This is a genomic window from Geodermatophilus sp. URMC 62 (genome assembly GCF_052931475.1).
In genome coordinates this window covers 2,094,798-2,108,627 of sequence record NZ_JBRFHY010000001.1, presented here as the reverse complement: position 1 = coordinate 2,108,627, position 13,830 = coordinate 2,094,798, and the positions used below count along the sequence as shown (strand labels likewise).

Here is a 13,830-nt window from a genome sequence, read left to right as displayed (position 1 = left end):
GTGCTGTCGCCTCAGTGGCCGGGGGCACCGTCCAGCCGCTGGACCAGGTCCTGCCAGGTACCGGCGGCGGCGTCGCGAGCGGAGATGGCGGTCACCGGCAGTGGCCAGGGGAGCGCCAGGTCCGGGTCGTCGTAGCGGACGGCGAGGTCCTCCGACGGGTCGTGCTCGCGGTCGATGCGGTAGCAGACATCGGCCTCCGGCGTGAGCGCCTGGAACCCGTGGAGGAACCCCGGGGGCACGTAGAGGTGTCGTCCCGTCTCGTCGTCCAGCCGGAACGCCGCGCTGCGCCCGAAGCTCGGCGCGGAGGGCCGGGCATCGACGAGGACGTCGAGCACGGCTCCACGCGCGCAGCGGACCAGCTTGGCCTCGCCGGCACCGGCCCGGCCGTGCATGCCGCGGAGGACGCCCTGACGCGACCGCGACTGGCTGTCCTGCAGGAAGGTCCGGGCGTCCACGCCGGCACGCTCCGCCACCGCCACGTCGAGGGTGCGGACGAACCAGCCCCGCTCGTCCTCGTGCCGGGTCTCGGGGAGGAAGCACACGACGTCGGCAAGCTCCGAGCGCTCGATCAGCACGCGTGCAGTGTGGCGCGGGGGAGGGGCCGGTGACGTCGATGGCGTCGTGCCGATGGTGCGGTTCTCCACACGGGGAGGCCGTCCTCGACCTGGGGCTGCAGCCGGCCTGTGACGACTTCCCGCTGCCGGGTGACCCGCCGGCCCCGGTGCACCCACTCAGGCTGTGGGCCTGCGACGGCTGCGGGCTCGTGCAACTGCCCGACCGCTCGCCCGTGCCGCAGGAGCCTCGTGCGGTGGAGCCGGCCGCGCTGACCGCGCACGCCCGGGACTCCGTTGGGTGGGCGCTGGACCAGAGCCTCCTCGTGCCCGGGACATCGGCGCGGGAGTTCGGCAGTCCGCACGGTGGCAGTTGGGTGCACCTGCTCGACGCCGCGGGCCTGGACGTACGGGATGACGATCGTGCCGGGCCGGTGGACGCGGTGATCGACGTCTTCGGGCTCATGCACGAGGAGGACCAGCGGGCGGGACTACGGCGCCGGGCCGACGCGCTGACCCCGCACGGCGTGCTGGTGCTGGTCTTCCCGCCGCTGGAGACGGTGGTCGAGCACGGACAGTGGAATGCGGTCCGTCACGGGCACCACGCCTACCCGTCGACCGCCGTGGCCGCCCGTCAGCTGGCCGAGTGCGGCCTGACCGTCGTGGCCTCGGTGCTGCACCCGCTCTACGGCGGCACCCGTCTGCTGGCGGCGCGCCGCGACAGCGCACTGCCGCCGGACGCAGCACCGGTCAGCCTCCCCGATGACGTCCCACGAGCGGCGTTGACCGTGCTGGCGGAGTCGGTGTCTGCGGGCGTCACGGCGCTGCGGACCCATCTGCAGCAGGCGGCGGCCGCCGGTCGGCGGGTCATCGGATACGGCGCGGCGTCACGGGCGGTCCCGTTGCTGGTGGCCGCCGGCATCGGCCCGGACCTGCTCCCGGCGGTGGCCGATGCATCGCCCGCCAAGCAGGGCCGAGTGATCCCCGGAGTGGGGATGCCCGTGATCGGGCCGGCCGAGCTCGTGGCGACCTGCCCTGACGAGGTGCTCCTGTTCCTGCCTGATCTGCTGGACGAGGTCCGTTCGGGACTCCCGGAGGTGGAGCGCTCCGGTGCCTGCTGGCTGTCGGTGGAGGCCCTCCTGCCTGCCCGGACAGGATGAGCTCGTCGTCGGAGGAGCACGTCGGAATCCGACCGACCCGTTCAGGTCTGGGCTGCGGTCCTCGACACCGGCGCCCGTGCGGCCGCGGGTGTCTCGCGCTCGAGCCAGACCTCGCGCCAGTAGGACTCGGTCTTGCGCTGGCACAGGCCGTGGTACAGCGCCTGGCAGACGCCACCCTCGAGGACGATGCAGCGACCCGGCAGGTGCAGCATCCGCCCGGTCCACTCGTCGATGATCTGCCGCACCAACCGCTGGACGCGCATGCTCTTGCCGCAGTAGGGCGTCATCTCCACGTCGAACGCGAGCCCGCGGTTGCGAGCGTTGCGGTCGTTGGTCGCCCGGATCTCCTTGCGGCTCCTCACCCGGACCCGATCACCCGGCTGGAGGCCCAGGTCGACCGAGGGCGTCTGCGTCGATGTGCCGTGGATGAAGGGGATGTCCGCGCCCTTCGCCACCCGCAGCCACCGTGGGAGACGCCGCCGGCTCAGACCCTGGTAGGCGAACAGGAGAGACGGCGGGATCCTCCGGAGCACCGTTCCCGGCCGGAGGTTGCCCCGGCGCACGTCTCGGACGTAGTGCCGCAGGTCCCAGGTGCGGATGGGTCTGGTCGCGGCACGGACCTGGGTCGCCTGGCAGGACCAGAGCTCCTCGCCACCGGAGCTCTCCGGAGGGTGCACCGCGCGGAAGACGTCGTCCCGCGTGCAGCCGTCGCGGTGGAGAGGCGGGGCGAGCAGCAGCGGCTGGGACACCTGCGGGTGTCCCGGGGTCGGCTCCACCGGGCGAAGCCACTCCTCCTTCCAGTAGATGAGACAGCCGGCCTGGCATCCGCCGTGTGCCGACCCGTCACAGCGGATCCCGGTCAGGTGGACCGCTGCGTCCATGTCACGCAGGGCCCCGTAGAAGCAGGTCGTGTCCGCTCGGCTGTCCACCGTCAACCGCGAGCCGCACTGCCGCAGCATCTCCGGCATGAAGGGCAGGCCGTCGACGGTCGCGTCGGGCCCGAGGGTGGCCAGGATCTCCTCCTCGGAGCGGACCTCGACGACATCCCCGGCGCGCAGTAGGCGGGGCTTGGGCGTGCGGAGAGCGTCCACGCGGTGGCTCCTGGGGGTCAGTCGATGTCCAGTCGAGGAATGGGGACGATGATGCGGCCGCCCCACTCCCGGACGTAGGCCAACTGTTGCGTGATCTCGGCGCGGAGGTTCCACGGCAGCAGGAGCACGTAGTCCGGCCGGTCCTCGGCGATGGCCTCAGGGTGCAGGATCGGTATGTGCGTGCCGGGCAGGTACATGCCTTGCTTGAACGGGTTGCGGTCCACGGTGTAGCGCACCAGGTCCGAACGGATGCCGCAGTGGTTGAGCAGCGTGTTGCCCTTGCCGGGCGCGCCGTAACCGGCGACCCGCTTGCCCTGCTCGGCCGCCGAGAGCAGGAAACCGAGCAGGTCGCGCTTGATCCGGGCAACCGCGTCGGCGAAGCCGCGGTGGCCCGCCAGGGTGTGCAGACCGCGCCCCTCTTCCTCGGCCAGCACGTCGCGGACGGCGTCCGAGACTTCTCCGTCCGCTGTCCGCTCGTGGCGCGCCCAGAGGCGCAGCGAGCCCCCGTGCGAGGCCAGTTCCTCCACGTCCACGACGGCCAGGCCTGCCGTGGCGAGTACCCGCTGGGCGGTCAGCAGGCTGTAGTACTGGAAGTGCTCGTGGTAGATCGTGTCGTACTGGGCGAACTCGATCAGCCGCATGAGGTGCGGCACCTCGATGCTCAGCCACCCGTCGTCGGCGAGCAGGGCGGCGAGCCCCAGGCTGAAGTCGCGGACGTCGGGAACGTGGGCGAACACGTTGTTCGCCACGACCAGGTCAGCAGGGCCGTGTTCGGCGCGCACCCGCCGTCCCTCCTCTTCCCCCAGGAAGGCCACGTGTGTGGGGATGCCGCGCTCGACCGCGACGGCGGCGATGTTGGCCGCCGGTTCGATGCCCAGCACCGGGACGCCGCGGCCGACGAGGTGCTGCAGCAGATAGCCGTCATTGCTGGCGACCTCGACGACCAGGCTCTCTGCCGTCAGCCCAACTCGCTGGGCGGCGTGCTCGGTGAACACCCGGGCGTGCTCGACCCAGGAGGTCGAGTACGACGAGAAGTAGGCGTAGTCGGAGAAGATCTCCTCCGCCGGCAGGTGTGCAGGCAGCTGGACCAGCAAGCAGTCAGCGCAGATCCACACCCGGAGGGGATAGAAGACCTCCGGCGACTCCAGCCGCTCAGCCGGGAGGTAGCTCTCGCACGGCGGTGACATGCCGAGATCGACGAAGACGTCGGTGAGCTGCTGTCCGCAGAGCCGACAGGAGCCCCCGCCGCGGGCGGCCAGGTCGAGCACCCCGGCCAGATCGGAGGGGCCGGTGACCGTGGCGCTCATGGATGGGTCACCCGTGGACCGACGCCGAGATCGTTGCCGTGGCAGCCATGTCGCGTCCCCTGCTCGTCCGCGGGCGCGGAGCGTCTGACCGACGCCGTGCCCGGATTGCTGGCTCCGGCAGAGTGGCCGGGGCCGGGAGGCGGCGTCAACCCGTTCTCCCACGGCCTGCTGCGGGCAGCCCGAGGTCGGCACCGCCGGACCGGCGTGCTCGTCCTCTGGGACCCGCGGCATCGCAACGGGTTGCTCACGGTGGTCACCACGCAGACACGGCCCGTCGACCCCGACCGGTCTGCTCCTGACGTGCTGGTGGGTGGTCCAGGGCGAGACGGGCGCCCACCGACGCTCCGGCCGGAGCGTCGCGCACGGTCGTCTCCGCGGGCGCTCTGTGGGGCAGCGACGTGGCCGCCGGCCCGGCCCCGGGAGACGTGGCGGGATCCCGAGGACCGTCCACGTGCCGCATCCGTCCGTTGCGCGTCCGCCGGTGCGATCGGGGCGTGCAGTCCCGTCCCCCGGGGGCCCGCGGGCGTGCGTCCCACAGGCAATGTCGCGGTCCGCGTACGGACGACCGTCGACTGCCACGAGGCCGCCGGGACCCGGGGTGGAGATCGTCCGCGGCGGCTCCGGGTGCGGCACGGGGTTCCGCTCGGGCTCACCCTGCGCTGCGCCGTGTACGGTGACCCGACCTGAGAGCCACTGGGTGGAGGTGGGCACATGGTCCGGCGGGGCATGTGCATCGCCCTCCTCGGACCCGACGGCGCCGGCAAGACGACGCTGGCGAGGAGCCTCGTCGGCGCCCTGCCGGTCCCGGTCCGCTACGTGTACAGCGGGCTCTGGCAGCGGAGAGAGCGTCGCACCTGGCTCGATGGGGTCCGCGGAGGACCGCGGGTGCGACGACTGCTGCGGGTCGCCCGGATCGGGATGGCCGCCCGCTGGCATCGCGGGCTCGGCCACCTCGTGGTCCTCGACAGGACCCCACACGAGGTCCGGCTCCGCACCGCCGGCCTGAACGGCCGTCTCAACGCGCTCGCCGTCCGCCTGTTGGCGCCGACCCCCGACCTGGTGATCCTCCTCGACGCCCCACCCGAGGTGCTCTTTGCGCGCAAGGGTGAGCACTCGGTCGAGGTCCTGAACGGGCTGAGGCGGTCCTACCGGACCATGCTGGAGCAGTTCCCCGCGCACGCCACCGTCGACGCCCGGGCGGACGCGCAGACCGTTCGCCGCCAGGCACTCCAGGTCATCCAGGAGCACTGGCCCGCAGGCCATCGCCGGGCGGGGCACGGGACACGGCGACCCGGCGGATCCGGGCGGAAGCCCGAGTGGGCTCGGTCGAGGTCCGCGGGCACCGAGGCGGCTGGGGACGGACGGCTCAGCAATACGGTGCAGCGGCCTCGTACAGGTCTCGCAGAGCGACCGGGTACGGGTGCCTGAGCTCGAACGCCGGAACGTCGGCGAGGGTCCGCTCGAGCACTCGCTCCTCTCGCTCCCGTGCAGTGTCGATCAGCGAACTGGTGCGGTCGGGGAAGGCGAACCGGAACTGCAGGTAGGCCGTCGTCAGGGCCGCGCGCTCGAAGGCCAGTGAGCTGACCATCCGCCTGGCGACCTCCTCACCTGCCATGGGGATGACCTCGATGCTGTCGTCCTGACCCACGACCGGCAGGAAGACCCGGTCCACCGGGACGTTCCTGCGCCGGACCCGGTCGCCGAACAGTGCCGGCGGATCGATCTGGTCTACCCCCTGCCAGTCGGTTCCCCCGTCCATGCTGAGTCGACGGAGGCGTCGACCCGGACGGCCGGGCAGACGGTCGAGGCCGGGGACGAGCCCGTAGAGCCGGCGGTACAGTCGCCAGAGGCGGAGCCGTGCCCGCGCCCGCGGTCGGATGAGAGGCCAGTACTGAGGAAACTGGCGGAGGTGCCAGTCCCAGAGACGTGCGACGCCCGAGACCCCGGACAGGGTCGGCTCGTGTCCCCCGACGATCGTCCACTCATCCGCGACGAAGTCGGCTCCGGCCGCCATGAAGGGCAGCATCGTCTCCGTCTTGCCTCCCTTCTGCCAGCCGGTCACCAGGACGCCGGTCCCGCGGTGGACGAAGGAGGACGCGTGGAGCAGGACGTGGTCCTTGAGGAGCAGGCGGAGCCCCACGATCGGGATCAGGAGCGGGATGTGACTGATGCCGCGCTCGCACAGCACCTCGAACCGGTCACCGAGCCGGGAGAGGTCCAGCCTCGCTCGGTGTCCAGCTCCGTCCAACAGGTAGAAGTGCGCGTCGTCGAACGCAGCCTGACGCAGACCGAGCAGGCGCAGGGGACCCTCGGGTGGAAGCTCGTCGGTGAAGGTCACCGTGATGTCCGGCTCGCCGGAGGGCGCGGGATCCGCTGACCCGAGCTCCCGGGCCACAGCCTCCCTGATGTGTCCTGGTGCGCCACGCAGCCTCACGCGGAGGACACCGTGGACGTCGTGGTCGGTGACGGTGACCTCGGCAGCGCGGTTCCGACGGTGTGGCATCCGATCCCCCGAACGGCAGGCGGCTGCGGCGCACCGTCCGACGGACGACGATGCGGGCGCCGTCGGAGGCTACATCCCGAGGGAACGCGACGCGCTCCAGCGACGCCGAGGCGGGACCGCGGTCACCCACCGGCCACCCGTCCCTGCCGGGCGTCCCCCGGACGACTCAGGCGGCCGGACCGCAGGGCCCGGAGACCCGCTCAATCCCCCAGCTCGCCACGTCCGGCGGACTCCACGGCGAGGCGCCAGAGCCTCGTCTCCCGCTCCGAGCGGACCGCCGCATCCACGGCCGCCGACGGGCGGAGGTCATTGCCGCTCGGGTCCAGCAGCAGCCGATCGACCAGCGTGGCAGCGGTACGGGCCCAGGTCATGAGCACCAGCCGTCCCCACGACCTCGGATCCACTCCTCGGTGCCGCAGGTGCTCGCGGAGGACCGGCACCGCCCAGGCGTCCGGGCCGACGAAGGCGTCCCGGAAGGCCGCCACCTGTGCGGACCAGGTAGAGGCGGACCACCTGGACTCGCTGAGGAACTGGAGGAAGAAGACCAGATCGTGACCGGGCACGCCTTCCGTCGTCGAGCGCTCCCAGTCGACGACCCCGAGGCTGGAGTCCCGGGCCCCGAAGCAGAGGTTTGGGAACGCCAGGTCGCCGTGCTCGAAGACCGTCGGCAACGGCACCGACCGGAGCGGCGCCAGCAGCTCGTGGGTTCGGGCGCAGAGGACAGCTGTCTCCCCGTCCAGTGGTGCGAGCTCGGCCAGCCGCGCGAGAGGTCGCTCGACCGCCGGGACGTACCAGTCGGTGTTGCCCTCAGCGGGACGGACGACGGGGAGCGCGTCGATGAACGAGGTGCCCGCTGCCAGAACGGTCCGGAAGTGGCGGCGGGCCTGTGGGGGGCTCAGGACGGTGCCTCGGACCGCCGACTCCGCCAGCAAGGTCAGCCCGTCGCACGCCACCGTTCCGAGGACCGCAGGAACGCGCAGCCGAGCGGGGCCGAGGTGAGCGGCCAGGCGCAGCAGCATGTCGGCCTCGTGGCGGACGCCCTGGCTGTCCCCAGGCTGGCGCGGCACCTTGACCACCAGTCGAGGCCGACTCTCCCCCTTGGCGTACACCAGGACCACCACGTGCCGCGAGGTCACGAACCGCGGTGTCAGGAACGCCGTCTCCAGCGCTGTCCCCAGCCCCACCGCGCCCAGGTCCAGCCGGTCGAGGTGCTCGACCAGGACCCGCTCGACGAGGTTCGTCCCGCCTCCCGGCAGCACCTCCGCGAGGCGGCCGACCACGCTCCCCTCGGCGATAAGCGCGGGGAGCAGACCCGTCCCCACGACGGCACGGGTCGTCGCGGCCAGGATGCGCCTGAAGCGGTTCCCCTGGTGCTGGTCGAGGGCGTGACGCACCGCACCGCGGGCCTCGACCGGGATGATCCTGGCCGACCTGGCGATCGTGCGGGCATGCCAGTTCACCCTGACATCCACCAGCCCAGCCTCCGCGAAGGCCCGCCGCCACCCCGTCAGCGTCCGCGGGCCCGCCAGTCGGCGCAGGGATCGGCGCACTTCGGCGTACACCGAGGCTCCGGAGCGGCATGCCGCTGCTGCTCGCTTGAGGTCCTCCGGGGTCGGGTCGACGAGCACGACCAGGCTCGCGGTCCCTCGCACGGCCTCCCAGTCCTGATCCGACACCACGTGGTGGACGGGGCGACCGAGCAGCGGCAGTGCTGAGCGCAGCTCCTCGTCCGGGCGGCCGGCGAGGACCACCGGTCCGGCTCCCAGTGCGGGCAGCAGGAGGCGCCAGTCCAGCCTCCGCCAGAGGTGCAGGAGGAGCGGAGGGGACGGCGCTGTGGTCACGGGCGGGCGGAGCCCGACGACCGACAGCAGTCGAGAGCGGGTCCCCGATTCGTCACTCGGGGGCGCAGAGCCCATGGGACTCCGATCGTCTGGTCACCGGTCGGGCGGGAAGGCAACGCTAATGGACTCGTTCCGGACGAGGGACACCATGTGATCCCCCGCAGGACACGAGGAATCCACCTCCTCGTCGTGGAGTGCGGCCGGCGGAGCGGACCGGCGCCCTCCCGCGCCCCTGACCGGATTGCTGGACGACAGGAACCGGAGCCGTGGGACCCGGTTTGCGGCTCGAACTCAGGTGGCGACCGAACGCCGGCGCAGGAGGCCGATGACGTCCTTGACCAGGGCTGGGTAGGCGACCACCAGGACGGCGACTGCCGCGGCGCCTCCGCCGGCCCCCGCCACGACGAGGGTCAGGGCCGGCGGCAACGGCAGGCGGGCGAGGAGTCCCGCCACCACGGCGACGGCAGGAGCCACCGAAGCGGCCGGCGCCAGGGCCAGCAGCAGGCGCCGTGCGTCCAGCTGCAGCACATGGAGGGCCACGGCCTGCATGGCGATGGCGAACACTGCAGCGAGGACCACCTGGGCCCAGGCCACACCGTCGATGCCCCACGTCGTCGCGAAGAGGAGGACCGGCACGAGGACGACCAGGCGGATCACCGAGATCACGAGCGGGATACCGGGACGCCCGAGGGCCTTGTAGACCTCGTTGGCCCCACCGCCGATCGTCCGCAGCGCCGCGTAGAGGGCAAGAGCGGTGAGAGCTCCGGCCGCGGGAGCCCAGGCCTCCCCGAAGAGCACGCGGACGGCCAGGGGAGCCGTCACCGCGAGACCCACACCGGCTACGACCCCGTAGAGCGACTGCAACCTGATGCTGAACAGATAGCCGCGACGCAGTCGTTCCGGATCGGATCGAGCGCGCGTGAACAACGGGAACGTCACGGAGAGGAGGACGAAGAAGACGTTGAGGATGACCAGTTCGGGGAGCTTGAACGCAAACGTGTAGTACGCCAACTGTTCGGCCCCCAGTTGTCTCCCGATGACGAGGTAGTCGGCGTCGAAGACGAGCTTCCCGAGGAGGGACGCACCGGCCACCGGGATGCCGTAGGCCAGGACAGCACGGACGTCTGACCGGGTCGTGCGCCACAGCAGGGCGTCGGGGCGCACGGGGAGGACGATCCACGAGACCACGGTGGCGACCGTGCTGCCGACGACCGCGCCCCATGCGATCGCCCAGGGTCCGGCGCCCGCCGCAGCCAGCCCGATGGAGGTCGCCCCCGTGGCCACCGCACTGACGACCCTCGCCACGGTGATCCGGGAGAACAGCAGGTCACGACGGAGCAACGCATCCGGCACGGAACCGAGCGAGGACGCGAGCAGCGAGACGGCACACAACCGAACCAGGGGTTCGACGTCCGGACGCTGGAAGAACGCGGCGACCAGCGGCGCGGACACCGTCGCGACGGCCACGAGGAGCACTCCGACCAGCAGGGCGCACGACATCGCCGCACGGACGGTCGGAGAACTCCGGGGGAGGTACACCAGCGCCTGGGCCACCCCGGCGTCCGCCACGGTCTGGGCGTAGGCAACGAACACCAGAGCGAGGGCGACCAGGCCGTACTGCTCGGGTGCGAGAAGTCGGGCGAGGACGACGGTCGTGACGAGAACGGCCGCCTTCGACAGCGCGAATGCGAGCCCCTGCCAGAGAGCGCTCCTGGCGCCCGCGCTGCGTAGGTCGTCTCGCGCGGGGACATCCTGGGTAGCCGACGACCTCACCTCCCGGCCGGACGTCCTCGGGGACGCCGGGCCACTATAGGGGCGGCTCGGCGGATCGAGCGTTTGAGCGGCTCACCGAGAGCACGTGGCGGCAACCGGTCCCGCCGTGCGACCGTGGACGAGGGCGGTCCGGTCAGGCCCCTCCGCGTCGTGCGCTCGGGGCTGTTCCGGTCGGTGGTCGACACGATTACGGGATGCCGCACGTCATCCGGGCGCGCTGGTCGGTGCTCGGACTCAGCGGTCCTGTTCCGTGGCGAACAGCCGACGGGGTTGTCCGTGCCGCCTACTCGACTTCGCCCGCCGGAACGTCCGCTGGGGGACGGCCCCGTCCCCGTCCCACGGGTTCCTCGACTGATCCCTCTCGGCGCCGTAGCCGTAGCCGTAGCCGTATGCGGTGGCCACCTCGTCCTGCGGCGGGATGATGTTGAGGATTGCGCCGAGGGTCGTGGCCCCCACTCGCGACAGCATGGCCGCAGCCTGCCGCAGCCGGTCCTTCCGCGTGCTCCCATATCGGACAGACAGCAGGACGCCGTCCACCTTGGGAGCGAGCCCGAGGGCGTCAGCCACCGGGAGGATGGGGGGGACGTCGATGATGACGTAGTCGTTGGTCTCGCGGAGTCTCTCGATGAGCTTCGCCATGTTGCTCGAGGCCAGCATCTCACCGGGGTTCGGCGGTGTGGGACCGGCGGCGATCACCGACAGTCGCTCGACGTACGTCTGCTTCACGCCGTCGACGTCCGCGGTACCCGAGAGGATGTTGGTCAGCCCAACACCTCCGGCCAGACCGAAGTAGGTCGTCACCTCCGGCTGCCGCAGATCGGCGTCGACCGCGGTCACCCGCTGCCCGGCGGCGGCGAGCGCCAGAGCCAGGTTGACGACGGCGGTCGTCTTGCCCTCCGACGGCAGCGCGCTGGACACCATGATCACTCTCGGTGGCGCGTCGACGTTGAGGAACTGGAGATTGGTCCTGAGCTGCCGGTAGTCCTCCGCCGTCCGGCTGTTCCCGCGACGGTCGGCGACGTGCCTCTTCTTGAGGTCGTCGTCACGGACGACTGCGCCGATCACGGGGGCACCCACGAGCTCCGCTGTCTCGTCCGGGTCCCTGACGGTCCGATCCAGACGCGCGCGAGTGATCGCGAGGCCGATCCCGACCAACAGTCCGACGGCCAGCCCCAGGGCGGCGTTGCGACGCGGCCGCGGTGACACCGGGGTGGCCGGCTCGTCGGGACGCTCCGTGACCGTCACCTTCACCGGTGACCGCCCCCCGCCGTCGGGGGTCTCCAACTCGACCACCAGCCGGGGGAACTCCTGTCCGACCCCCTCCGCGAGGCGCTGCGCCTGGTCCGCCGACGGATCCGTGACCGAGACGTCGATCAGCACGGTGTTCGCGGCCGCGGTCGCCGATATCCGCTGCACGAGCTCGTCGGGTTCCATGTCCAGATCAAGGCCGTCGACGATCCGTCCGGCCAGCTCGTCGCCGGTGAGGAGCCGGACGTAGGACGCGACCCTCTCCTGGGAGAACTGGCCGCCCTGGTACGCATCCGACGTCGACGCAGACTCCGTGGTCGAGACGAAGAACTGCGTGGAGGACTCGTACACCGGAGTCTGGAGCAGACTCCCCCCCAGCCCGGCAGCCCCGCCGAAGAGCATCCCGATGACGAGCAACCACCATCCTGAGCGGAGCGCGGCGAGCACTTGTCGGAGGTCCATGTCGCTCCAATACGTCTGCTGCGCCATCCGTCGTCGCAAGGAATCTGAATCGGGGACCCTAGGTCATGGCTGTCCGGCTTGGTGACCCGCGAGCTGCGGCAGGTCACCCATCACGATGGTGCGCCTCCCCGGACGCGGTCACCGTCAGATCCGGATCCTCGCCTGACGGGGCCGCGGCGCTGTCCGCTGCTTGCCAGGTGTGGATCCCGCTGCCGCTGAAGAGCATGCGCACCAGGACCCGCGCTCCGCTCCTCCAGCCTCCCCGTCCGCGTCGTCCGTGCTGCCGGGCGAGCGACGCGTCAGCCGATCGACGGTGTCACTGGTCCGACTGCCCACGTGCGACCCGGCGCCAAGCAGGTGATGAAGCCGTCAGTACTCGATCCCGGCGTTGTCGGCCGAGTGCCGGCGGATCAGCGTGACACCCGCAGCGACGGAGTCGGCACCGGTGAACGTGGCCCCCGTGAAGTCGTTGCTCTCGAAGACCACGAGGTCGCCGTCGCCGCCCCCGCCGTCGCCCCCCGCCCGCAGCTTCTGCGCGAAGGTCCCGCTGACCGACATCTCCCGGACCATCAGTCGACGCACGGTCGAATCCGTTCGGATCAACGCTTGCGAGTGCGCCAGGTCGCCTACCTCGAGGATCGCGTCACCGCGGATCGACATGACGGCAGGAGCGCCGTCCTTGACCCAGTAGAGGTCCTGCGCGACCTGCCCCGCGGCGGGACTGAAGTGATAGCTGTTGTCGGTGAACCTGACGACGGCCCCGGGGTGTGACTGGTAGGTCATGATGCCGATCGTCTGATCGGCCGGGTTGCCGGCGGTCCACTCGACCCGGCAGTCCCTGACGGTGAGGGCTCCCAGCGGCGGCCTGGACCCGTTGTTGTTGTAGACGACGAACGGGATGGCCCGGCCGCTGGAGTTGTTGGCCGTGTAGACGAAGGTGCAGTTGTCCACCGTGACGTTGCGGGCCCCGGTCAGATAGCAGCTGGTGTTGTACAGGACGATGTCCCGGACCGTGACGTTGTCGAAGGGGACGTCCCCGACCGGCTCGATGTCGATGAATCCGTCCGCACTGTGCCCGGGCAGGTCCGCGGTGAACGCGCGGCCATTGGCGACGTGGACGGTGGTGCCCGGAGCTGTCCTCGTGGCGATGGCCGACACGATGGCGCCTGTCCGGCCGGTGAAGCCGGCGTCGTAGTCGAAGTCGGTGAGGGAGAATCGACCGGCATCCGGTACGTACAGCGACCCATCGATGACTGGAGGATCATCTCCCTGGGAGATCCAGCGGATCCGGTGCGCCGAGAAGTCCCTGGGGAGCGCATAGGTCAGCTTGGGAGAGCACGCGTACACCGTCACGTGGTCGAGGCGCAGGTTGGTGCAGTCACGAAAGACGGAGAACAGGTTCGCGTCGGGTGCTGTGATGAAGAGGTCTTGCAACGTGACGTCGTGGAGCCCGCTGATGGCGGAGGAGCTCTCCGACCACGGCCCGGTGTAGGCGAACTTGAGCGTGGCCCCGTTCCCGACGATCCGACCCCTGAACCCCGTCCCGCTGATCGCGTCGCGGGCAGCGATGACGTATGTGGCACCACTCCGGAGGTGGACGTCCCGCCGCCCCACACACAGCGCCGCGAGCGTCGCCGAGTCGTCCTCGCCCGATGGTTCCGGGGCGGTCACCGCCAGGTTCTGGTTCGCAGGCTCCATCGGGCCGGAAACGTCGGTGACCCGGCTGTTCAAGCCGGCAGCGACCGCACCGGCCACGAGCACGCCGCCCGCACCGACGACCCCTCCTCGCACGAACGAGCGGCGGTTGATCGACGAGCGCTGACCAGGGTCGTCCTCGGCCTCCCTCTCCGCACCTGGCTCGGCCATGTGCCCATGATGCCGCCGTCCTCGACCC

The 13,830-nt window shown here is 71.2% G+C and carries 10 protein-coding genes and 1 pseudogene; 3 read left to right on the top strand and 8 right to left on the bottom strand.

Features of this window, described 5'->3' with window-relative positions; genetic code table 11:
* Nucleotides 1-11: 11 nt before the first annotated feature.
* The gene (locus ACU616_RS10115; RefSeq protein WP_446758331.1) at nt 12-575 is read right to left on the bottom strand and encodes a dTDP-4-dehydrorhamnose 3,5-epimerase family protein; all 564 of its coding nucleotides are present in this window, start codon (nt 573-575) and stop codon (nt 12-14) included.
* A gap of 38 nt (nt 576-613) precedes the next feature.
* Here ACU616_RS10115 and ACU616_RS10110 point away from each other — a divergent pair.
* Nucleotides 614-766 (top strand): annotated as a pseudogene (locus ACU616_RS10110) (hypothetical protein); the annotation flags it as partial.
* Between the two features lie 42 nt (nt 767-808).
* On the top strand, nt 809-1,711 hold the full coding sequence (locus ACU616_RS10105; protein ID WP_446761470.1) for a hypothetical protein: 903 nt from the start codon (nt 809-811) through the stop codon (nt 1,709-1,711).
* Between the two features lie 41 nt (nt 1,712-1,752).
* On the opposite strand, the gene ACU616_RS10100 is transcribed toward ACU616_RS10105, so the two are convergent.
* Entirely contained in the window at nt 1,753-2,802 is a 1,050-nt protein-coding gene (locus ACU616_RS10100; protein ID WP_446758330.1) for a hypothetical protein, read from the bottom strand.
* Between the two features lie 17 nt (nt 2,803-2,819).
* Entirely contained in the window at nt 2,820-4,109 is a 1,290-nt protein-coding gene (locus tag ACU616_RS10095) for a methyltransferase domain-containing protein (RefSeq protein WP_446758329.1), read from the bottom strand.
* Nucleotides 4,110-4,994: 885 nt separating this feature from the next.
* Here ACU616_RS10095 and ACU616_RS10090 point away from each other — a divergent pair.
* Nucleotides 4,995-5,537, top strand: coding sequence for a hypothetical protein (locus ACU616_RS10090; RefSeq protein ID WP_446758328.1), 543 nt, complete (start codon nt 4,995-4,997; stop codon nt 5,535-5,537).
* Here the strand turns inward: ACU616_RS10090 and ACU616_RS10085 are convergent.
* From ACU616_RS10085 to ACU616_RS10065, 5 genes are all read right to left on the bottom strand, one after another.
* The gene (locus tag ACU616_RS10085; protein WP_446758327.1) at nt 5,476-6,447 is read right to left on the bottom strand and encodes a hypothetical protein; all 972 of its coding nucleotides are present in this window, start codon (nt 6,445-6,447) and stop codon (nt 5,476-5,478) included. The genes ACU616_RS10090 and ACU616_RS10085 overlap by 62 nt on opposite strands.
* Before the next feature lie 365 nt (nt 6,448-6,812).
* On the bottom strand, nt 6,813-8,072 hold the full coding sequence (locus tag ACU616_RS10080) for an aminoglycoside phosphotransferase family protein (RefSeq protein WP_446758326.1): 1,260 nt from the start codon (nt 8,070-8,072) through the stop codon (nt 6,813-6,815).
* 672 nt (nt 8,073-8,744) lie between these two features.
* Nucleotides 8,745-10,226 carry a lipopolysaccharide biosynthesis protein gene (locus ACU616_RS10075; protein WP_446758325.1) on the bottom strand — a complete coding sequence of 494 codons (1,482 nt, stop codon included), beginning with the start codon at nt 10,224-10,226 and terminating at the stop codon, nt 8,745-8,747.
* A 234-nt stretch (nt 10,227-10,460) separates the two neighbouring features.
* Nucleotides 10,461-11,963: a polysaccharide biosynthesis tyrosine autokinase gene (locus ACU616_RS10070; protein ID WP_446758324.1), complete on the bottom strand. Its 1,503-nt coding sequence runs from the start codon at nt 11,961-11,963 to the stop codon at nt 10,461-10,463.
* Between the two features lie 342 nt (nt 11,964-12,305).
* Entirely contained in the window at nt 12,306-13,802 is a 1,497-nt protein-coding gene (locus ACU616_RS10065; protein WP_446758323.1) for a hypothetical protein, read from the bottom strand.
* Between the last annotated feature and the right edge of the window lie 28 nt (nt 13,803-13,830).

Excerpts from the sequence above, each read along its gene's own strand:
- ACU616_RS10095 (WP_446758329.1), bottom strand. The coding sequence starts at position 4,109 with ATGAGCGCCACGGTCACCGGCCCCTCCGATCTGGCCGGGGTGCTCGAC.
- ACU616_RS10070 (WP_446758324.1), bottom strand. The coding sequence starts at position 11,963 with ATGGCGCAGCAGACGTATTGGAGCGACATGGACCTCCGACAAGTGCTC.
- ACU616_RS10065 (WP_446758323.1), bottom strand. The coding sequence starts at position 13,802 with ATGGCCGAGCCAGGTGCGGAGAGGGAGGCCGAGGACGACCCTGGTCAG.